General features: G+C 46.5%; 18 protein-coding genes. 7 read left to right on the forward strand and 11 right to left on the reverse strand.

Annotated elements, in window-relative coordinates; genetic code table 11:
* Positions 1–23: 23 nt before the first annotated feature.
* Positions 24–1,670, reverse strand: a complete 1,647-nt coding sequence (locus ACFSR5_RS20935) for a glycoside hydrolase family 10 protein (protein ID WP_380906529.1) — start codon at positions 1,668–1,670, stop codon at positions 24–26.
* A gap of 73 nt (positions 1,671–1,743) precedes the next feature.
* Positions 1,744–2,859 carry an N-acetylglucosamine-6-phosphate deacetylase gene (nagA, locus tag ACFSR5_RS20940; protein WP_380906530.1) on the reverse strand — a complete coding sequence of 372 codons (1,116 nt, stop codon included), beginning with the start codon at positions 2,857–2,859 and terminating at the stop codon, positions 1,744–1,746.
* 822 nt (positions 2,860–3,681) lie between these two features.
* Here nagA and ACFSR5_RS20945 point away from each other — a divergent pair.
* The 4 genes from ACFSR5_RS20945 (at position 3,682) to recG (ending at position 7,711) form a co-directional block, all read left to right on the forward strand.
* On the forward strand, positions 3,682–4,068 hold the full coding sequence (locus ACFSR5_RS20945; RefSeq protein WP_380906531.1) for a RidA family protein: 387 nt from the start codon (positions 3,682–3,684) through the stop codon (positions 4,066–4,068).
* Between the two features lie 3 nt (positions 4,069–4,071).
* Positions 4,072–4,989, forward strand: coding sequence for an EamA family transporter (locus ACFSR5_RS20950; protein WP_380906532.1), 918 nt, complete (start codon positions 4,072–4,074; stop codon positions 4,987–4,989).
* 119 nt (positions 4,990–5,108) lie between these two features.
* Positions 5,109–5,522: a hypothetical protein gene (locus tag ACFSR5_RS20955; RefSeq protein WP_380906533.1), complete on the forward strand. Its 414-nt coding sequence runs from the start codon at positions 5,109–5,111 to the stop codon at positions 5,520–5,522.
* An 83-nt stretch (positions 5,523–5,605) separates the two neighbouring features.
* Positions 5,606–7,711: an ATP-dependent DNA helicase RecG gene (gene recG / locus ACFSR5_RS20960; RefSeq protein WP_380906534.1), complete on the forward strand. Its 2,106-nt coding sequence runs from the start codon at positions 5,606–5,608 to the stop codon at positions 7,709–7,711.
* Positions 7,712–7,721: 10 nt separating this feature from the next.
* Here the strand turns inward: recG and hflX are convergent, their stop codons facing one another.
* Complete coding sequence (gene hflX / locus ACFSR5_RS20965) at positions 7,722–8,912, reverse strand: GTPase HflX (protein ID WP_380906535.1); 1,191 nt, start codon at positions 8,910–8,912, stop codon at positions 7,722–7,724.
* Positions 8,913–9,098: 186 nt separating this feature from the next.
* Between hflX and lipB the strand changes: the two genes are divergently transcribed.
* A complete protein-coding gene (lipB, locus tag ACFSR5_RS20970; protein ID WP_380906536.1) occupies positions 9,099–9,797 on the forward strand; it encodes a lipoyl(octanoyl) transferase LipB in 699 nt (232 codons plus the stop codon).
* Positions 9,798–9,827: 30 nt separating this feature from the next.
* Here the strand turns inward: lipB and ACFSR5_RS20975 are convergent, their stop codons facing one another.
* The 5 genes from ACFSR5_RS20975 to ACFSR5_RS20995 form a co-directional block, all read right to left on the reverse strand.
* Positions 9,828–10,223, reverse strand: coding sequence for a hypothetical protein (locus ACFSR5_RS20975; RefSeq protein WP_380906537.1), 396 nt, complete (start codon positions 10,221–10,223; stop codon positions 9,828–9,830).
* Positions 10,224–10,359: 136 nt separating this feature from the next.
* Positions 10,360–11,190 (reverse strand): MBL fold metallo-hydrolase, encoded by an 831-nt coding sequence (locus ACFSR5_RS20980; RefSeq protein WP_380906538.1) that lies wholly within the window; start codon positions 11,188–11,190, stop codon positions 10,360–10,362.
* 2 nt (positions 11,191–11,192) lie between these two features.
* Complete coding sequence (locus tag ACFSR5_RS20985; RefSeq protein ID WP_380906539.1) at positions 11,193–12,620, reverse strand: L-serine ammonia-lyase; 1,428 nt, start codon at positions 12,618–12,620, stop codon at positions 11,193–11,195.
* A gap of 213 nt (positions 12,621–12,833) precedes the next feature.
* Positions 12,834–14,537: a glycoside hydrolase family 3 protein gene (locus ACFSR5_RS20990; RefSeq protein ID WP_380906540.1), complete on the reverse strand. Its 1,704-nt coding sequence runs from the start codon at positions 14,535–14,537 to the stop codon at positions 12,834–12,836.
* Positions 14,538–14,628: 91 nt separating this feature from the next.
* Positions 14,629–15,171 (reverse strand): TetR/AcrR family transcriptional regulator, encoded by a 543-nt coding sequence (locus ACFSR5_RS20995; RefSeq protein WP_380906541.1) that lies wholly within the window; start codon positions 15,169–15,171, stop codon positions 14,629–14,631.
* 119 nt (positions 15,172–15,290) lie between these two features.
* Here ACFSR5_RS20995 and ACFSR5_RS21000 point away from each other — a divergent pair, with 119 nt between their 5' ends.
* The gene (locus ACFSR5_RS21000) at positions 15,291–18,026 is read left to right on the forward strand and encodes an outer membrane beta-barrel protein (RefSeq protein WP_380906542.1); all 2,736 of its coding nucleotides are present in this window, start codon (positions 15,291–15,293) and stop codon (positions 18,024–18,026) included.
* A gap of 64 nt (positions 18,027–18,090) precedes the next feature.
* Here the strand turns inward: ACFSR5_RS21000 and pncA are convergent, their stop codons facing one another.
* The 3 genes from pncA to ACFSR5_RS21015 are packed head-to-tail and all read right to left on the reverse strand — an operon-like array spanning position 18,091 to position 20,790.
* Complete coding sequence (gene pncA, locus ACFSR5_RS21005) at positions 18,091–18,681, reverse strand: bifunctional nicotinamidase/pyrazinamidase (RefSeq protein ID WP_380906543.1); 591 nt, start codon at positions 18,679–18,681, stop codon at positions 18,091–18,093.
* Complete coding sequence (locus ACFSR5_RS21010; RefSeq protein ID WP_380906544.1) at positions 18,678–19,364, reverse strand: response regulator transcription factor; 687 nt, start codon at positions 19,362–19,364, stop codon at positions 18,678–18,680. Before ACFSR5_RS21010 ends, pncA begins: the two co-directional genes overlap by 4 nt.
* 1 nt (position 19,365) lies before the next feature.
* A complete protein-coding gene (locus tag ACFSR5_RS21015) occupies positions 19,366–20,790 on the reverse strand; it encodes a sensor histidine kinase (RefSeq protein ID WP_380906545.1) in 1,425 nt (474 codons plus the stop codon).
* A gap of 223 nt (positions 20,791–21,013) precedes the next feature.
* On the opposite strand from ACFSR5_RS21015, the gene ACFSR5_RS21020 reads away from it, so the two are divergent.
* Positions 21,014–22,384 carry a DUF4270 family protein gene (locus ACFSR5_RS21020; protein ID WP_380906546.1) on the forward strand — a complete coding sequence of 457 codons (1,371 nt, stop codon included), beginning with the start codon at positions 21,014–21,016 and terminating at the stop codon, positions 22,382–22,384.

The following is a 22,384-nucleotide window of genomic DNA, read 5'->3' on the forward strand; positions in this document are numbered from 1 at the left end:
TGTAAAGAGTTAGTTATAAACCATTACCGCACTGGCTTCGCCACGTAGTCACTTTCGTTACTTAACCGGTCTACGGCACGTATAGCCACTGCTTTTAATGTCTTGCCATTACGCACACGTGGAAAGCTTTTTTCACTTTGCAAACCGTCCAGAATTTCGTATTCCCACGTATCTCCATATTGCGCATAGGCAACCCACTGAAATACCTGCTCTGGTTGTTTATGTAGCCACTTGGCGAAAACGCTGCTGTTTTCATTGGTCAATAATAACGTGGGCGCAAGGAGTGGGCTTGCATTCAACCACGGCGTACGAGGGATCAATGCTTTATGCTGATAAGGGCCATTTTTCACGGCTTGTGTCATACTCGGGCTCTGCAACAAGCCCGCGATGCTCCAGTGCACAGCCCCAATACTATTTGGAATAAGCTGCCGTGTCGCCTCGATCTGCCGTACTATCTCTTGAGGCCGATTGGCCGAGCGTACTTCGACCGTATTCAGTCCGGGCCAAACGTGACGCTTTTGCGTATTTTCCGATTCCCACCATTTCAACAACGCCGTAAAACTCTGGCGCGCCGGCTCTATAGGCCAATAAAGCTGAGGAGTAAAGTAATCGATCCATCCTTTGTTCAGCCACAATTTCGCGTCGGCATACAATTCATCGTATTGAGACGATCCTGTGATGCCGGCCGGATATCCTGGTTTCCAGATACCGAACGGACTGATCCCGAACTTCACGTAGTTCTTTTCCGCTTTTATTCCGTGGTATACCCGTTCAATAAATTTATTCACTTGATCTCGACGCCAATCGCCGCGCGATAGTGTTCCTCCGGTTCTTTTGTATGCATTCCACGAAGCGTCATCTGGAAAATCCGCTCCACCATTGTAGCTGGCATAGGGATAAAAATAATCATCGAAGTGCACGCCATCGATGTCATAACGTTTCACAATGTCCAGCACGACTTTAGCGGCGTGATCTTGGGTTTTCGGATTAGCCGGATCAAACCAATACATACCGTTGCGTAAACGGACGACCATTTCTGGAGCTTTTCGTACCATTGACTCGCTCGTTACGGCGCCACCTGTTGCATGGTGCGCCCGATAAGGATTTAACCAGACATGGAGTTCTAGACCGCGCTTATGTGCCTCTTCTACCCAAAATGTTAACGGGTCGTAATACGGGTCGGGACGTTTTCCAATCGCTCCTGTCAAAAAGTAAGACCAAGGCTCATACGGACTATCGTACAGGGCATCTCCAGAGGGACGCACCTGAAAGATCACCGCGTTGAAATTATTTTCCTTCAGGAAGTCGAGAAGACGGATTGCCTCCCTTTTTTGTGATTCGGTATTGTAATTGTTCTTTGTTGGCCAGTTGATGTTCGCTACCGTGGCCACCCAGGCACCGCGGAACTCTCGGGAAACTGCGGGCAACGTGACCCGTAACGGTGCTTCGACCACCTCTTTCTTTTCGGTTACGGTTGTCTTCGTAACCACTGGTGGAGCGACTATAGCGGGAGATTGGGTAGCGGGGACTGAATCACTTTTCACGACCTCTACCGTTGGTGATTTCAGTTCTTTTGCCGCTTTTTTATTCTTACGCGATGCACAAGAAAACAGCACAATTGAACATAGTAATGTCAGCGCTGCTGCACTTTTTATCGGTTTTAAGTTCATAGAATGCAAAACTACACTTTTCCTCCTACAACTACGAAACATGCTTTTACTTTACCGTCACCGCACGGAAAAGTTACACCACTCGTTCTCCCTCAAAATAAACTTGTTGCACCTGAAAGTCTGCATCAAAAACCAGCACATTTGCCCATGATCCGGTATGCAAATTGCCTATATCGTCCCGCGAAATCAGCTCAGCGGGATAGGTGGTCGCCATACGTATCGCTTCGTCCAACGGAATGCCCACCTGCGTCACGCTGTTTTTGACGGCTTGCAAAAGCGTGAGTGCCGATCCGCTGAGCGTCCCATCCGGCAGTGCGTAATGATCACCCCGGAAGACATGCTGATAAATACCTTTACGGCATTCGGCCACCGCATCGGTAATTAAAAACAGACGACGCCCCAACAGGGATTTGCTGACTTTAACAGCTTGAAAATCCACGTGTATACCGTCGACGATGATGGACGAACACACCCTGGGGTGACGAAACACAGCGCCCGGAAGCCCCGTGTCCCGATGATGGAAAGCCGACATGGCATTCCACAGATGGGTAACTGCCTTTATCCCCTGTTCAAAACCTTGCTCTGCCTGCTCAAATGTCGCTGCGCTGTGACCCGCGCTTAGCAGGATGTCGCGATCTAACAACAAATTTGCACTGACCTCGTCCAATAACTCCGGTGCTACCGTCATCATCTTAACACTACCATTATCTTCCTCCAGCAAGTCGTTAACCTGCTCGACAGATGCCGAAACGATCAGTTCCGCCGGATGTGCACCTCGTTTGGCAGCATTCAAGAACGGCCCCTCCAGATGTAAGCCCAAGGTTGTTCGTGGGGCCGCGGCCTGGAAAACACGAATGGCTGTTTTGAAGACTGCTATCGTGTTGGTTGCCAAGGTGAGCATATACGATGTACAACCCTGCTTGAGCAAATGGCGCTCAATGCGGTGTAGACTTTCCACAGTCAGCTCGGCCGAGAAAAGATCCGTGCCCGCGCCATAAATCTGAAGGTCAACAAGTCCGGCACAGATATTCGCTTTGTGTACATCGATCTTCCGATAGCCGTCCGGCACGGCATGCCGCGGGAATATTCCGTGTATGCGGTCGTCCTCTATCAGCAGCGCGTGGCCTAAAAACGTGTCGTCCCCGTTAAAGATCTGCCCATTAACCAACGCGATTTTTTTTGTTTCCATCCGTTTTTTTTGTGTGGTGTGTTTCCAATCGATTCGTGCATTCGCGCACGGTCGATGTAGCCAATTTAGCGATTTTGATTTACTTTTTTCGATCGCCTTTTCTACTTCCGCCGAATATCGGCGCAGGCACAATGAAAAATCGCCCAAATCTGTCGTTGGTTTTCGGCATCTACCTTATTGAAAGGTCGCAACAATTTTTCGTTAAACAGTTTGTTTAATTGCTTACTTTTCGCTAAGTTCAATTTACTTTTCCCGAGCTGACCTATCTTTCTTTCTGCCCACTATTTTTCCAGACAAAGTCCGTTAAAGTCCGCTGAAGTCCGTTAAAGTCCGTTGAAGTCCGCTTTAACTGGCATACAACTGGCACACAAGTTCGAGACAACGATGAAGGGGCCTCGACTGGTGCTCGACAACATTTCGGGTTCTGTTCGACATCTGTTCGTGTCGTTGCCGAATAGTTGCCGAACATGGCTCGAAGGGCACTCGAACATGTCCCGAAGAACACTCGAACATGGCTCGAGCATGGCTGGGTTGCAAGTCGAATACAGCCCGACCAATCCGGTTTGTTTATATCGCACGCATAGGATGCTGATAATAACCTAAGACACTGCGAAACCAGCCAGTCGCGCTATATCTTGAACAAGGTTTGATTTTTCGGATTCTGCATTGTAAATTAGCCTGATGAAACCCAACGAACATCAACCGGAACTTTCCAGGTCTTCAAAATTCAATAGGAAAGCGATGCGCATCATGAATATCGTTGCCATCTCGGTTTTTATCTTGGGCATTATCTACAAACTATTTTTTTCCAATTAATTTGCTATGTCACAAAAACAGATTTTAAATACCGTAGAAGCACCTGCTGCAATCGGCCCGTATAACCAAGCGATCCAGGCAGGAAATACCTTATATGTATCCGGTCAGATCCCATTAATCCCCGAGACAATGGAATTGGTCAACACCGGTGTTGCGGATGAGGCCCACCAAGTTTTAAAAAATGTGGGTGCGATTTTACAACACGCGGGCTACACGTTCGAAGACGTTGTCAAAGCGAGTATTTTTATTGCCGACATGGGAGATTTTGCGACGATTAACGAGGTATATGCACAGTATTTTACGGACAATCAGCCGGCGCGTGAATGTGTCGCCGTCAAGACTCTTCCCAAGAATGTGAACGTCGAAATTTCCGTTATCGCCTGGAAAGCTTAGCCTGTGGAGTATCAACAAGAAACAACGAGCCGCAGAAGTTATTTTCTAGCGGCTTTTTTAGCTCCCTTTATTTGGGGGTTTATGGCTATTCCTGTACGTTGGGTCAAACCATGGCCAGCCGACGACATTCTAAACTTCCGCATCCTAGTGGCATTGGTAGCCCTCTGGACGTTTATACTGCTCTTTCGGCGAGCCGCGTTGCAACAAGATGTGCGCCGCTTTCGGTCCTTGTCGGGAAAGGAAAAGAGGAACGTATGTTGGCTAACTTTACTGGCTTCGATTTTCATTTTCGGTAATTGGTATACATATATTTATACCATAAATAGCATCAGCGTACAGGCCGCCGCCTTTGCCTACATGATCTGTCCCTTGATCACGACGCTGTGTGCTTTTCTCATGCTGCGAGAGCAACTCACAGGGGTGAAATGGGCTGCATTAGCGCTGGCGTTGGTTAGTGTTTGCCTTCTAGCCAGCGGATCGTTCACCGATGGACTATGGTCGCTGGCTATCGCAGCCTTCTATGCTTTCTACCTGATTACACAACGCGTACTGCAAGGATTTGACAAACTTCATATTTTAGCGGTCCAATTGGCGATTTGCAGCCTATTCCTCTTGCCCATTCTGTATGTACAAGGGCATCCCATCCCACAAGGTTTCACGTTTTGGGGTACTATTGGTTTTATTGCAGTAGTGTTCACAATCATCCCGCTATTTCTCAGCATGTATGCATTGACCCGGATATCATCTAGCACAACGGGCATCTTGCTGTATGTCAACCCGCTTATCGCATTCGGATTGGCGATCTTCTATTTTAATGAACCGATGGACCCGCATAGGTACATCGCTTATGGCATCTTGCTCGTTGCTATTTTATTATTTAACGGGCAAACTATCCGTCATTTGCTTTTCCCGCAACGATGAGTTAGCCCGTAGTTTCGTAACCTAGTGCATTCACGTGGGGGAGGGGAGAAAAAGTCGGCAGGTGTCGCTTTTCTTTTCTGGCAAGCGTTTAAGTAGCAAATAAACTAAAAAACACGCTTATGAAAAGCATCTGGGTTGCAATTGTGCTAGGCATCTACCTTCCGTTTCTATTGGGTTGCGAAAAAACCAGTGAGCAAAACCGGGCCGCTGACGAGGCTCATTTGACCATGCTGCGCACGGAAATGGAAGCCTATGTGAAAGACAAGACCTGTTCGGATACCGAAGATTGGGCTTTTGTCGCCGTAGGGAATAAGGCGTGTGGCGGGCCTCAGTATTATATGGCCTATCCCAGCACGATAGATATTCCGGCATTCTTAGACGCTGTAGCCACATATACAGACGCAACCGATGCGTTTAACAAAAAGTATACTATCGTTTCCGATTGCATGTTCGTATCGCCGCCTAAGGCCGTGCATTGCGACGACGGGAAACCGCTCCTTATTTATGCTAACGATAGTTTCTCGGGCCTATGAGATATATCAAACGCAAGGAATAAGGAAAGGCTTACCCCTGCTCATGCTAAGAAATTAATTTTGTAAATTAGCCTTTCTTACGCATGGCTGATTTATCTGTAATTACCCCCATTGAGTACCTGAAAGGAGTTGGACCGCAAAAGGCGGATGTGCTCAAGAAGGAACTGCAGTTGTTCACGATTGGTGACCTACTGCAGTACTATCCGTTCCGTTATATCGACCGCACCCAGTTTCATAAAATCCGGGAGATCCATTCGCAGATGCTGGGTGCCCAGATTATCGGCCGTCTGGTCAGTGTACAGGAGGTGGGCGAAAAGCGAGCGAGAAGGTTGGTTGGTCAGTTCCGTGATGAAACGGGCAGCATGGAACTCGTTTGGTTTCAGAGTCTGACATGGCTCAAGAAAAGCTTAAAGCCGGGGTCAGCCTACATTATCTACGGAAAACCGACCGAATTTAACGGGCAGCTCTCTATAACGCATCCGGAAATGGAGCTTTTCCAAGCGCAGGAGAAAAAAATTGGCAACATGACCATGCAACCTGTGTATTCATCGACTGAAAAACTCAAAAAATTCAACCTGGATACAAAGGGTATTCAACGTCTACAGCAAACGGCGCTGGAAACCGTATACCGCGGACTCTACGATCCATTGCCCACCTACATCATAGAGCAACACCACTTGCTGGCCTATCCGGTGGCTTTGCTTTCCATTCACTTTCCGCAAACGGTAGACGACCTCAACCAAGCCATACGGCGCTTGAAATTTGAAGAGCTATTTTTCATACAATTCCGTTTGCTGCGTACGAAACAACTGAATACGCAGAAGTACAAGGGGCATCGTTTCGATAAAGTAGGGGATAAGTTTAACACATTTTTCAATGAGCGACTCCCCTTCCCGCTGACACAAGCACAAAAACGGGTCATCAAGGAGATTCGGGTAGATACGAACACGGGCGCGCAAATGAATCGGTTGGTGCAAGGGGATGTGGGTTCGGGCAAAACGGTCGTCGCGTTAATGTCAATGCTTTTGGCGATCGACAACGGTTATCAGGCGTGCATGATGGCCCCCACAGAGATACTCGCTCAGCAGCATTTTGCCGGTTTATCGGCCTTATTGGGAGACGGTATCTGTTCCGTTAAGCTCCTTACCGGTTCTACGCCGTCCAAGGAACGACGGACGATCCACCAGCAACTGGAAGACGGTACGCTTGATATTTTGATCGGTACCCATGCGCTGATCGAAGATAAGGTCAAATTCAAAAATATCGGCTTTGTGGTTATCGACGAGCAACATCGTTTCGGGGTAGAACAACGGGCTAAATTGTGGCGGAAGAATGTCATCCCGCCCCACATGTTGGTCATGACCGCTACTCCTATCCCGCGCACATTGGCCATGACGATGTATGGCGACTTGGATATTTCGGTTATTGATGAGTTGCCCGCTGGACGTAAACCCATTAAGACGGTGCACTTCTTCGAAAACCAACGCTTACGTGTATTTGGATTTATGCGTGAGGAGATCGAGAAGGGGCGACAGGTGTATGTGGTATATCCTCTGATCAAAGAGAGCGAAAAAATGGATTTGCTTTATCTGGAAGCGGGCCTGGAGAATCTACAACGGGAGTTTCCACTGCCCACCTACCGAATCAGTATTGTACACGGCAAAATGCCGGTTAAGGATAAAGATTTCGAGATGCAGCGCTTTGTAAAAGGAGAAACCCAGATCATGGTTGCCACGACGGTAATTGAGGTCGGCGTAAATGTCCCCAATGCGTCGGTTATGGTGATTGAAAATTCAGAACGTTTCGGTCTGTCCCAGCTTCACCAGCTCCGCGGTCGGGTTGGACGCGGCGCCGAACAGTCGTTTTGCATACTCATGTCGGGCAATAAATTGAGTAAAGAAGGACGGACACGCTTAGAAACGATGGTCCGCACTTCGGATGGCTTCGAAATAGCAGAAGTAGACCTGCAGTTGCGTGGTCCCGGAGACCTTTCGGGTACACAACAGTCGGGTGTACTGGAAATGAAAATCGCCAATCTGACTGCGGACCAAGCGTTGTTGACCGAAGCACGAAACGCGGTGATTTCCATCTTCAAGGAAGATCCGAACTTGCAACAGGAAAAAAACCAGCTACTCGTTCATTATCTTTCCCAACGCAGCCCTGGGATTTCCTGGGATAAAATCTCGTAGCATGTTGCAACTAGTACAGCAAGTTATTGTAGGGGTACCGCGCGTTGTGTAGCTCTACAACAATTTGATACATTTTATCTTTGAACTCTTCCACATTAATTTTGTCGGTTGCCGAGATGAAAATGGCCGGATCGGAATTTTTTGCCATCCACGAATTTTTAAAATCGTCGAGGGTCACTTTTATTTCTTCGCCGTCCTCCCCTTCCAAGACGGGCGCTTTGTAGGCATCGATCTTATTAAAGACCGTTACGACAGGTTTATCCAACGCCCCTAATTCTTTAAGGGTTTCGTTTACGGCCTGGATATGGTCTTCGAAATTGGGATGGGATATATCGACTACGTGAACCAATATATCGGCTTCGCGGACTTCATCCAATGTAGATTTAAAGCATTCTACTAAGTGGTGCGGCAACTTGCGGATAAATCCGACGGTATCCGAGAGCAAAAAAGGCAGGTTGTCAATCACGACTTTACGCACCGTCGTGTCCAATGTCGCGAAAAGCTTATTTTCAATGAGCACATCCGATTTGGATATCATGTTCATAATGGTCGATTTACCGACATTCGTGTAGCCGACCAGTGCGACGCGGATCAGCTCACCACGGTTTTTGCGTTGCGTTTCGTTTTGCTTGTCAATTTGTTTCAACCGATCCTTTAAGAGGGATATTTTAGTTAAAATCATCCGCCTATCGGATTCAATCTGACTCTCCCCTGGGCCACGCATACCGATCCCCCCTCGCTGTCGTTCTAAGTGAGTCCACATTCGTGTTAGCCGAGGTAATAGGTATTGCAGTTGTGCCAGTTCCACCTGCGTTTTTGCTTGAGCCGTTTTTGCATGTTTTGCGAAGATGTCAAGGATCAAATTGGAACGGTCCAATACTTTGATCTGAAATTCGCGTTCGATATTCCGCAGTTGCGAAGGCGACAATTCGTCATCGAACACGACCATGTCGATCCCTTCGGCGACAATATAGGCTTTTATCTCTTCGAGTTTTCCACTTCCAATGAATGTCGCCCGATCGGGATAAGCCAGCTTCTGTGTGAAGACCGCGTGGGTAATACCACCAGCAGTTTCCACCAAGAACGCTAATTCTTCTAGATATTCCTGCGCCTTGGCCTCCGTGGTATCGGGCGTAATTACAGAAACCAATACGGCGGTTTCCGGTTTTATAGCGGTATCGTATATTTTTGTTCTTGCCATGTGTACAATTTTGGAGGAGGGACAGACTTTCTCCCATCCTATTAACGTAGATGCAAAGATAATTGTTTTTCATCACTCTTGACACCTGCACGATATTCGGGCAAGTAACTTCATCGATAAATGCGTAAATTTGTATCGATTACTTGTCTGAAAATCGGCCAGTAATCGGGTTTAAGGATATTATCGATGCAGAACAAACAAGTGCAATTTGCAGATTGGGGTTTAGTGGACTATCAAGAAGCGTGGGATAGACAGGAGGCCGTTTTCGCCCGTACATTGGCAGCCAAGCAGGAAAACCGATTGCAGGAAACCGATTTGCCGACGCCAAACCATCTTATTTTTACGGAACATCCGCATGTATACACATTGGGAAAAAGCGGGCATCCCGAATATCTGTTGCTTGATGAAGATGGATTAAAAGCGAATCATGCTACTTTTTATAAGATCAACCGGGGAGGCGACATCACGTATCATGGGCCGGGGCAGATCGTGGGCTACCCGATCTTGGATCTCGACAATTTTTTTACCGACATCCACCTATATTTGCGCACATTGGAAGAGGCGATCATACGTACGTGTGCCGATTATGGAATAGTAGCAGGCCGCTATGAAGGATTTACGGGTGTTTGGATTGATGCAGCGAATGAACGGGCGCGTAAGATTTGCGCTATGGGCGTACGGGCCTCACGTTGGGTTACGATGCATGGATTTGCATTCAATGTGAATGCCGATCTCCGTTATTTTGGACATATTATCCCTTGTGGGATCGACGATAAGGACGTGACCTCCCTCGAACGCGAACTAGGCAAAAAATTGGATATGGAGGAGGTGAAGGCTAAACTAAAACAGCATATTGCTGAATTATTCGGAATGGAACTGATGTAGCGGCTTTCTCGCGGAAGAGTTATGGGGACACTATTGTGTACGCCACGACGTTAACTCTCGTTCCAACATATCGATCTGCTTTTCCAACAGCTGGATATTCTTTTCCTGAACGGCTACTACTTGCCGCAGCGTCTTGATCATATCGGGTTCACTCGCATGAAGCAGTTCTACACTGGATACTGTCGGTGCTGTCGTATCCATACGTCGATACATATCTCCTTCCCCAGTCAGCAGCCAAGCCGGGTCAATATTGGGGTAACCTGCCAATATCTTCAATAAGGTGTCTGAATTAAGTCCCGTTTTTTTCTGTCCTCCCTTAAAATTCGCATATGATAGCCCAAGGGCAAGGAAAAAGTCATTTTTACGTTGACCTGAGGCATTGGCAATAAGTAGCACACGATCCTTCACGTTCAAAATCTCGCTCATCGTAATATTCCGTACTGATTTGTGGTCATGAAGTTAAGAAAATATTTCGGGACAGCCTGTCTGTAGGTACATAAGTACGTTTTACGTAAGCATATTGGTGAGACATACAGGCAGCCCTCTGGACAGCGGCTGCCCATCAACGATCCGCAACTATACGGTTCGTTTCTGTCGGCACGCATGCCGATTCCTTAAGGTACGGCTCTCCGAGGTCTCGGATGTCAAACAGCTCTGTTTCTTGATAGCGTGTCGCGATAGAAAGTTTAATAGTGTTGCAATGGGGAGCAAAAGTCCCGTGTACGAGGTCCACGCTGTTGTTTTCGCCCGACAGGTGCGACAATATCAAATGCCGAAGCCTATCCGTACGGTATTCCAGAAAGGTTTCCAAAGAGACCCGGTTGGAAATATGCCCCCAACCGCTGCGAATACGGTTTTTGAGGAAAAAGGAGTAGCGTCCCTGCTCGAGCATATCCTCATCGTAATTCGCCTCTAACACTAACACGTCGGCGTGCTGGATTACGTGTTGTACGTTTGCGCAGGCTCGTCCCAAATCGGTGAGCACACCGATATTAACGGCACCGTTCGACACGACAAAACTACAGGGTTCTTTTGCATCGTGATACTTTGGAATACCGTATACACTCAGACGACCCACTTGTATTTTTGCGTTGGGAAGGATAATATTGACCAAATGGTTTGGTAGATGCAGTCGTGAACCTTGGTAGGTCCCTGCCGTAGTATATACCGGGATCTGATACCGTTTACAGAATACCGAGAGGCCGCGGATGTGGTCGGTGTGTTCGTGTGTTATAAATATCGCTTTAACCGACGTAGGGGATATGCCTAAATTGGCCATCCGCAACTCCACATGCTTGGTATTGATACCGACGTCGACCAAGACGGCATCTTCTCCATCGGCGATGTAGTAACAGTTCCCGTTACTTCCTGAGGCTATTGCGCAGTATTTCATAGTTAACATTCGGGCAAACTAAGCGGCACCTTGATCGCTAACCCCCCGTCTGCAGTTTCTTTATATTTAACATTCATATCTTGTGCAGTCTCCCACATCGTACTTACGACCGCATCCAGGCTAACCTTTGCTTTGTCTGGATTGGAGTTCAACGCCAATTGAGCCGCCGTGATGGCCTTTACGGCGCCCATGGTGTTCCGCTCGATACAGGGAATTTGCACCAATCCGCCGATCGGGTCACATGTCAGCCCCAGGTGGTGCTCCATTGCAATTTCGGCAGCCATCAGCACTTGCCGCTGGGAACCGCCCAGGCATTCTGTCAATGCAGCGGCAGCCATAGCCGACGAAACACCGATTTCTGCTTGACAGCCACCCATAGCTGCAGATATCGTGGCCCCTTTTTTGAAAATAGATCCAATTTCCGACGCCGTAGCAATAAATTGCATGATCTTGTCATCGCGATAGCAGTCGTGGAAGGTTATTAAATACTGTAAAACGGCGGGGATCACACCAGAAGCACCGTTTGTTGGCGCCGTAACAACGCGTCCAAATGATGCATTTTCTTCGTTCACGGATAAGGCAAAACAACTGACCCAATCCAATATATAGTTGAAGTCTTTCCCTCCCTCTCGTATCGCGCTGACCCAGGAATCATAGTCTGTATAGGGTCGTCCTTTTAACAAGCGTTTGTTCATTTTCGCAGCCCGACGTTCCACGTGCAATCCTCCCGGCAGAACGCCTTGTGTATGACATCCTTTATAGATACAGTCTTTTAGTGTGTGGAAAATTTGCATAATACCCGCTTTTGTTTCGTCCTCGGGACGCCAGGCCATCTCATTTTCCATGACGAGTTCGGATATCTTTAGACCGGTTTTCATACACCAAACCATAAGCTCTTGCGCCGTGTCCACAGGAAAAGGAAGGTCCACCTCACTCAGCACGCTTTCCGCATCGTGTTCCTGAACAACAAATCCTCCTCCAATGGAGTAGTAGGTCTCGGATACGGCCGTTCCATCCTGTAAAAATGCCTGAAAGGTGACGGCGTTGGGATGAAAAGGCAAGCTCTCGGCATACAAAAACATCAAGTTGTCGGTATAGGAAAAGGGAATAGCGTGCTGCCCTCCCAAACGGATTCGTTGCGATGTTTTGATGTCCTGTACTTTAGGCATTACTTGATACACGTCGAACGTCACGGGATCGTCTCCGCTCAGTCCCAGCAGAATAGCGATATCCGTGCCGTGTCCTACCCCTGTTTTGGCCAAGGAGCCATAGAGCAGGATATGGATCCCTTCGGTTTGATCGAGCACGCCCCGACGACGTAACACGTCAAGAAAGCGTTGCGCAGCACGCCAAGGGCCAAGTGTATGCGAACTCGATGGTCCGATACCAATTTTAAACATGTCAAAAATAGAGATCCGCTCGTTACCCATTTCCAAAATTTAAGCACCACAAAAATATTGTTTAATGTGCAATAACGTGAATTATTCGTGCTAATTTTTACGCCCATCAATTAGCAATATACTAATTAACAAGATCTTTGCTTGTCAAATTGGTATTTGCGCCATTTGTAAAGCCTCAGAGGTGGGAGAAAACAAAAACAGAGCCGCGTGTGCTGCCCTGTTTTTGTTTTTTATCGGTCGATCTTATAATCCCATTCCGTATGCAAACTCTTTATTCACGTGAACGGGCAGCTTGCCTTTAGATTTCACTTGTCCCAACAAAACCTTTAGAGCGGCTTTTTGCATAAACCCATCGTTTTGGTACGCCAGTAGTACCGAACCGCTACGTGCTACGGGCAAATTGTCTAATACATACGGATTGGTAAACATAACAGTAATGGTGCGGCGACCGGCGAGCTTGTCCACAAAGTTACGAATAGCGTCGTTTACGTCGGACTCACTTCTGGGGCGGCCCCGGTTGTCGTGAATAGCCAAGACAATCTGTTCGTGTTTTCGGATTTGCTTCAAAAGCTCTTTCCACTGTTCCTCGGTTTCCTTTCCGGTGATAAAGAAAGAAGTGCTATTCGTTAACTGCACAGCCAATCCTCGCTCGAAATCTTGCGCCTGTGCAATTCCTACCACGACGAGTGCTGTTTCCACTTTTTTATTAAACATTTTGATCCGTTTGTCCGATTTTAACACCGTCACGGAAGCGTCCGCCAACCGCTGTACCAGCGATTGCGACGAAGGGTTATTGAGATCCGTAACCAGCCCCCGTGTTGACACCGGACGGTAGTGATTGAGCCCGAGCCAATATTTGGCGGCCAGGACGCGTTTGACACGCTGATCTATTTCTGCTTGCTTGATCCGCCCGTTTCTAATCGCTTTCTCTACGAGATCAATGGCTCTTGCGCTATTTTCAGAAACCTCCAATAAATCATGTCCGGCTTCGATAGCCATGACATCCGCTTCACCATTTGGAAAGAATTTCTTGACGCCCTTCATATCCATCGCGTCGGTAACGGTAAGCCCTTTAAAACCAAGTTCTTTCCGCAAGAGATCGGTAACAACCTTTCGGGAGATCGAGGAGGGAATATTGGGCGTGTTATCTAAAGCAGGGATGTTCATATGGGCAACCATGATCGCGGGGGCGCCGACTTGTATAAGTTCGCGGAATGGATATATTTCTAATGTATCCAATCGTTTTTTAGAGAACTTCAGTTGTGGGAGATCGTGGTGCGAATCCACGTCAGTGTCTCCGTGCCCGGGAAAGTGTTTCAGAGAGGAAATGATACCGCCGTCCATCATACCGTCCATGTATGCCTTCGCTTTACGGGTCACATTAAACTTGTTGTCACCGAACGAACGGAAATTGATCACCGGATTTTTCGGGTTATTGTTAATATCCACGACGGGAGCAAAGTTAAAATGCATGCCTATGCGCTGAAAATCTTTTGCGACTTGACGGCCCATTTCATAAATCAGCTGCTCATTTTGTATAGCGCCCAATGTCATTTGGTAGGGATAGGAGATCGTAGAATCTGGCAGGCGCATCCCTAATCCCCATTCGCCGTCAAATGTAATCAACAACGGCACTTTGCTGAGTTTTTGATAATGATTAAACATGTTGGCATGCCGCACGGGACCGCCCTGAAAAACGACTAAGCCTCCGAGTTGTTCTTTTTTGATGATCTGCGCTACCGAATCGATATACTTTTGTCCGAGATTAGTATGCGCCCGCACCAAAAAAAGTTGCGCAATGCGCTCTTTAGGAGAAAGGGCACTAAAAACAGAGTCTACCCATTGATTCTTGCTGTTGATAAAGGGAACAAAATCAGGTTTCTTCTGTGCCTGCGCCATGCTAAAAGCCGCAAAAAAAAAGAAAAGGATAAAGAGCTTTCTGGTCATATTTAGTCTATTACAAGAACCGAAGTACGTAAAAAAAAGTGTCACATCAAAATTTTAGCAAGTTTTGCATCAAAACATGCACAAAGTCGCACTACAATAAATCGTATTTTTTTTCCAGCAAGAGCGCTAAGTCCAAGCTATTGTCGATATCTCCACTTGCTTCCCTTTTCCAAAGCATGTCTATAATTAACAGTAAAAATTGGGTCTCCAATTCCGGGTTTGCATAGCCTAATTCGGTAAACGCCCTAACCAAAATAGGCTGTACCGGTTTCATAAACTGTTCGTGTTGCTGCTTAGAAAAGCTGTTGTGCCATAGCCGTTCCTGCAACTTCCAGAACTGCGGTTCCTCTGTCACCAATTTGCTGGGCAGAAAAATCATATTTCTCAAAAACTCCTTCGGGTTTTTGTAGGTCATCATGCCGCGGTGATGCGATAGCACCCGGCGGTATCCGGATTTAATGATATGTGCCAACAGCGAATCTTTGTTCCCGAAATGTTTAAATATCAACGCTTCGGACACACCCGCTTCCACGGATATTTCTTTGGTGGATGTGTCCACGTAACCTTTCGTCGCGAAGAGCGAAAGGGCCACCTTCATTATCCGTTCTTTGCGGCTTAACGTCGTGTCTTTCATTTATACACTATTTTTAACAAAGATAGCATTTTCGGTACGACAACCTTTTGCAAAATTTCTGTCACATTGACACGAATACCAACAACCTATATTATATTTGGCGGATTAAAAACCTAAGCATGGATTTTTTTGTATCCGGAAACCTACACCGCTACCCGTTAACCGCCTTCTTTCTGCTATTGTATTATTTTTCGACAGGACAACATACCATTACCGGCAAGATACAAGACCGCGTCTCCACTCTTGCTTTATCTGGAGTGACCGTTAAGCTGATAAAAAATGATTCGACGATACAGTCGGCTTCTACCAACGCATTTGGGCTGTTCACGATTAAAAATGTAAAAAACGGAACGTACATCGTACGCACGAGTATCATAGGCTATCAATCGCTTGATTCGGTCGTAAAAGCTTATGCAGACCTACAATTGAAAATGGATCTGGAGTCTTCGGAGATTGCCCTGGAGGAAATCGAGATCACGGCTACGCCCGCAGCGTCCATACGCGGCGATACCACTGAGTTTGATGCTAAAAAGTTTTCGACACGGGAGTTCGCTGATGCCGATGAATTGGTGGCACAGATCCCCGGAGTGGAACTGGATGAAGAGGGCAACGTTAAAGCGCATGGCGAGGAGGTCACTAAAATTATTGTGGATGGTAAGGAATTTTTCAGCACAGATCCACGTATCGCACTTAAGACACTTCCTGCAGAAATCATTGATAAAATACAACTGATCGACGAGAAATCGGAACAAGCAAAATTTTCTGGCTTTGACGATGGAAACCGACGGAAAGTGATTAACATCGTCACGAAGCCCGACCGACGTAGAGGAACTTTCGGAAAAGCTTCTTCGGGGTATGGAGATCATCAGAAATTCGCCCTCAACAGCTCCTTGAACCGATTCGATGGAGACCATAAGCTAGCGGTCAACCTCATGGCTAACAATGTCAACGAGACGAATTTTGCTGAACAGGGACGAGGCGGTTCGCGGCGGGGGAACAACAACACCGAGCGCGGCCTTACAGACACCTATGCCGGCGCCATCAACTATAACAATGTGTTTCTAGAAAAGAAAATGGACGTCAGTGCCGACTACAACGTGAAGTCGTCTGGGACTGATGTGGTCTCAAATTCGGATATCGAGTACATTCTTGGCAACCGAGCCAATCAATTTCAGCAGCAGGCTCAATTACAGCATAACAAAGAAACAGCACATAAGGCCAATGCGCGCGTGCGTTGGAACATCGATTCGATGCAACGTCTCGATTTTTCGCCCAACCTATCGTATCAGTCCGTTCATCGGATCGGCAGCAACAACAGCTCGATGTTTTTGAATAGGAGTGATCTCCTTAACCGGTCGACGCGCAAAAATGATCACGAAAACGGCAGCTTTATTTTTGGGGGGGAGCTCACGTATATGTATCGATTCCGGAAAGCAGGACGAACGGTGTCCCTTAACGTCGGAGGCAACAAAAACAGCAACGACGCTCTTGGCAAAAACCTGGCTTTGACGGAGTATTATAAAGATGGGCTACTGAATCGTCTGGACACCAACAACAACCAAAGTATCACCAACGGTTACGGTTCGGGCTTTAACGGCCGGCTGTCCCTTACCGAAAATATATCGAAACGTAGCCGACTGCAGGCCAATTACAGCCTTCGGAATACGCGCAACTATTCCGATAGACAAACATTCGAATGGCTAGCCGAAACAGGACAATTGGGCGAGCTCAATGCGCGCCTATCGAATGAATTTAAGAACGACTACCTGTACCACCGGGCAGGAATGAGCTACGCTTATAACAAGAAAGATTCGTTGCGGTTTCAAGTGGGATTGAGCTACCAACATGGTGTGCGCAATAACGATCGGACCTTTCCGATAAACTTACTGACCCGCGCAGACTTCGGCAGCTTTCATCCAGAGTTTTCCTTAACCTACAACATCAATAAGGAACGAAGACTAGAACTCCAGTACCATACCGATACGAACACCCCGTCGATCAACCAACTACAGGACTACATCAACAATCAAAACGAATTACGGATCAGCAACGGCAACCCTGACCTGGATCAGGAATATAACCACAACCTGAAGGTTCAGTATAAAGATGTCAAACGCGCGAGCGGGCAGAGCTTTAACTCGAGTTTTGACTTTAATTATACCAACGATAAGATCGTGAATTCGGTCTTGACTACAGATACCGCTGTTGTTTTATTCGACGGCATTGTGCTCGGAGCTGGAGGGCAATATACGGTTCCGATCAATGTGGACGGCGCCTACGGCGTACGCTGGACAAATAGTTTCGGCATACCGATCAAAATGTGGAAACTAAATCTCAATTTGAATAATACCACCTTTTACAACAGCAATTTCGCGGTGCTCAATCATGCGTTCCTAAATGGGTATAACTATGGAATACAACAACGTATCGGGGTCCACAGCAACATCAACAAAAAATTCGTCTCGGGCATCAATTACCGGCTAAATCTCACCTACACCAACAATCCCATTGCAACGGTGCCGACTTATAAAGTATATTCCCATACCGTGAATCATACCTTAACGTATGAGTTTTTCCGCGCTCTTGTTTTTCATTCGAGCTTGCTCTACATCTATAACAGTGGTGTATTGGGTGATCCTGGTACAAAGACGTTATTATGGAATGCCTCCTTGGGCGCAAAGTTTCTAAAACGTAAAAATGCCGCGGTGTCTCTTAAAGCTTTCGACATTTTCAACGATGCTCAGAACATTAACCGACGTCTGACAGATATTTCGATCACAGATGTGACGTCCAATACTTTGACACGTTATTTTATGCTGTCGGTAAACTACAATCTACGGCATTTTAACCGATGAAACAGGGCATGACGAACATATCGTGTTCGATCCGGAAAGCTGATTCACGTGAAACGAGCATTATTCAGCTTAATTTGCCGCCTTTCTGCAAAAAGATGTCGAATTTGTTCGCCATGCTTTCCTCATCGATTGCTTTTGTTGCCTCGTGCAGAATCACCGTCTGAAAGCCCTCTGCTAGACTGTCCATAGCCGTAAAAAAAACGCAGTAGTCGGCCGCCAGTCCGCACACATGCACCTCACGTACATTCAGCTCCATCAAGAACCCCGTCAGACCAGTTCGTCTACGTCTTCCGTTATCGTAAAATCCGGAATAACTATCAATATTTCTGTCCATGCCTTTGCGAAATACAGCGGCCATTTTCTTGCTATGCAACGTCTCCGGAAATTGAGCACCATAGGATCCTTGCACGCAGTGATCCGGCCATAAAACTTGAGGAAGCCCCTGCAACGTTGTTGTTTCAAATGGCCTCATCCCTTCGTGCTGGGATGCAAAACTCCCATGATCCGGCGGATGCCAATCTTGCGTGGCGACGACTAGCTCATACCGCTCTTGCAGGCTATTGATGATCGGTATAAGTTCATGACCACCTGCTACGGCCAAACTTCCGCCTGGCAGAAAATCATGTTGCATGTCAACGATTATCAATGCGTTCATTCCGTTGTTCCGTCAATGGTCATCATATAGCCTACGCCACGAATATTTGTAATCTTTATACGTTCATCGAAGGCCAGGTATTTACGGATGCGGCTGATGAAGACATCCAGGCTACGTCCTGTGAAATAGGTATCTTCGTTCCAATAAGCGCGGATTATTTCTTCGCGGGGCACCACTTCATCTTTATGTTCAAATAGCCTCCGCAATAATTCGACCTCCCGGAAAGACAGGCGTTCTGTCGTGCCGCTTATGGTTAACGTCGATTTTATAGTATCCAACAGGTAATTCCCGATCTGGTACTGTTTAGCTGGGAGCGGAGCATTCACTTTTTTCGTTAGCGCCTCGATGCGCACAATGAGTTCTTCGATCTTAAAGGGTTTACGAACATAGTCGTTGGCTCCTAAATGAAAGCCTTTGACCACATCTTCGGTTTGGGTCATTGCCGATAAAAACAAGATCGGGGTGGCCATATCTACCTTCCGGATCTCTTGTGCCACAGAAAAACCGTCCATTTGCGGCATCATAATATCCAACACGATGATATCCGGTTTCCTATGCTTGAATGCGATCACGGCATCCCTTCCATTTTCTTTATGGGTAACTCGGAAACCATGGGCTTCCAGACTATCGGCCACGATGAGTGCCAAGCTCACTTCATCTTCGATATATAAAACATCAACCATATCACTTTTCCTTCGGTATTTTTAGTGTAAATGTACTCCCCTTGCCCACCTCACTGACCACTTGTATACTTCCGCCATGTTGTTCCACAACCTGCTTCACATAGGCTAACCCAAGGCCAAACCCTTTTACTTCGTGGAGGTGCCCCTGAGGAACGCGATAAAACATATCAAAAACATACTTGATATGCTCCGCTTCTATTCCTTTTCCTCGATCGGCGATCGATAATTCGATACACTCATCCGCTTCTTCCAACCCAACAACAATATAAACAGAATCTCCCGAATATTTTATGGCATTGTCCAACAAGTTACTAACAACATTTTTCATATGCGATTCGTCGGCACGCAAAAGCAAACGGTCCAAATCGTGGGCGAAGTGAAAAGTTATTGGTTTGCGTGTCCCTACCCTTGCCGTTTCTATACTGTTGGCAACCAGGGGCACCAGATCAATTTGCCGTTTTTCTAGCCGTATACGATGGGTCTCATCGACGTCTAGTTGTAGTACGCGCTCAATCATCGCATTCAGATGTTCCAACTCCCCTTTTGATATTTCTAGGTATTTATGCATCTTTTCTTTATCATCTTTGGCTACGAAACGCTGGATTGCTTCTATGGCAGCCATAACTGTTGCCACTGGCGTTTTCAACTCATGCGTCATATTATTTACGAAGGATTTCCGGAGGATGGCGAGTTGATTTTGTTTGCGAATGGTCTTTAACAAGTACATGAACGAGCCGATTAGCGTTGTAAACAACAGCACCGATAGTAAAAGCTGTCCGCCAAGTTTTTGCAAGAGGTAGCTCCAAGGATTATCAAATTGGGCCAACAGAAATTGATCATTTTCTGGGTTAATCAAAATGGGCCGGGTAATTAAATCGCCTCGATCATTTCGTCCTTTAACATATCGGTCAAAATCCTCGCGCCGGATCTCCTCGGTGGTCAGCTGAAATCCGGTATGTACACCTCTCCGTCGTAGTGCCTGCTCTAAGCGAGGCTCCAGCGTATCCAACAAGGGTTGATTAAAATCGATTTTCTCCAGGAGATACACCGGTAGTAGTTGATCAGGAGAATCCTTACGATCTCGCTCCCGGGATCGTCTGTTCTGCCAGCGACGGTGGTCTATCGTATCCAAGGTGTACTTCAATGGCGACAGATCCAAGTTTGGATACACGGTGCTCATGAGGGACAGTAGGCCTTTGTGGCGACGGTTTGTGCTTAGGGAGTCGGATCCGAGACCACGCCTACTCTCCGAGAACTCGTTCTGGTAATAATTCTGAAGTACGTTAAATAAGGAGCGTTCAGCTGTACCGATAAATAACTCGCGCTCATTTCGATAGTTTCCGTAGAGCCAAATGCCTAACACAATTGCGATTCCAGCGGCCGTTAGGGCAATGATGGCGATTAGGATTTTATACTTTTTTAACATGATTAAAACAAATTTAAATTAGTAGATTTGCAACGCACAAGTAATCGGGTAGTTTTAACAAAATATAACACTGATTAACAGTTCTATGCGCAAATAGTGGTGGTTATCTGCGAGCATTTGCAAATTTCGCAGCTTTTTAAGAGGCTGAATCATTGGAGTTTTAACAAAATATAACACTGATTAACTGTTCTATTTGATTACTTTTGCTAGTCAAACATGAAGTATGAATCAATTTTTTAAGAGAAGTATTAACTTTTTTACTATACCGATTTTTCTTTTACTTATCGTAGCGGGATGCGACAAAGACATGAGTGTCACGCTCGACAATGGTACAGCAGGCAATGTGGGCGTTTCGACCTTGGATTCCTTTACGGTTAATACATCGACTGTTCAGTTGACTCATATGCCTAGCGCAGCCACAGGTACACTTTTGGTCGGAAAAGCAACCGTTCCAAACGCCGGTGAGGTGATGGCATCCTCTTATTTTCGGATAGGCTTCTCGAACGTGGCAAATGATATTCCAGCCGCAGCTGTATTTGATTCATTAAATCTTGTATTAAAGCCAAATCGTGCTCGTTATTATTTTGGCGACACCACCCAAATACAAACGATCCATGTACATCGAGTAACACAGGCCTTGGAGACGAAAACGCCAACTCCTTCTTTTCCGAACCAGCCTCTTCCGGTTTATGTGACGGGGGCCTCTATATTCTCGGGGCAACAATTTAATTACGATAATACCCCATTGGGTTCATTGACATTCCGTCCGCGCGTTTCGTCCGTGGATACCTTGAGTATCAAACTGAGTCAAGCATTGGGCCAAAATCTATTTGATTTGATCAAATCGGGAGACGTCCGTGTCTCTTCGAACGAAAATTTCCAAAATTATTTCAAAGGAATGGCTTTAGTCCCTGAAGCAGGCAATAGCGCAGTATTTGGTTTCACGGATACACTTCAGGTTAAGATAAACTACAGTTATTTAGGAGCCGACGGAAATAAACGTACCGCAGCGAAAGAATTAAACATTACGGACCGGACTTATCAATACAATCATATTTCGTATGACCGCGCTGGAACAGCTTTTGAAAGCTTATCAACGACAACCCCTGAGATTAAAACCACGGCTACAGCGGGCCTTACCTATGTGCAGTCGGGGACTGGTGTTGTAGCAAAACTCTCCTTTCCTTCGTTAAAAGAGTTTTTGCAAGATGAAAATATTGCGATCAATAAAGCGGAACTGGTTATTGAATCAGCTTCCAACATGAATTCTGTGTACGGGATCCCGGGAAGCCTGATGCTATTTGTTGCCAATCCTGAGGGTATCCCCACGTCGTTCTTAACGACTCCGTATGGTACCGGTGTTCAGCAGGCGGCCTATGTACCAAGCGGTCAAGTTACAGGAAATGGAACGTACACTTTTAATATGATCGTTTATTTAAAAAACGTTAAGTCGACGAGTGTTTACGACAATACTTCGCTATACGTAGCCGATGTCAGTTCTGGTCTATTTAACACATTTAACACGGCGTTTTTTGCCACAGAAAATGGAAAACCGAAAATAAAATTGAATATATTGTACACTAAATTTAAATAA

Source organism: Sphingobacterium suaedae (assembly GCF_042684625.1).
Taxonomy (GTDB): Bacteria; Bacteroidota; Bacteroidia; order Sphingobacteriales; family Sphingobacteriaceae; genus Sphingobacterium; species Sphingobacterium suaedae.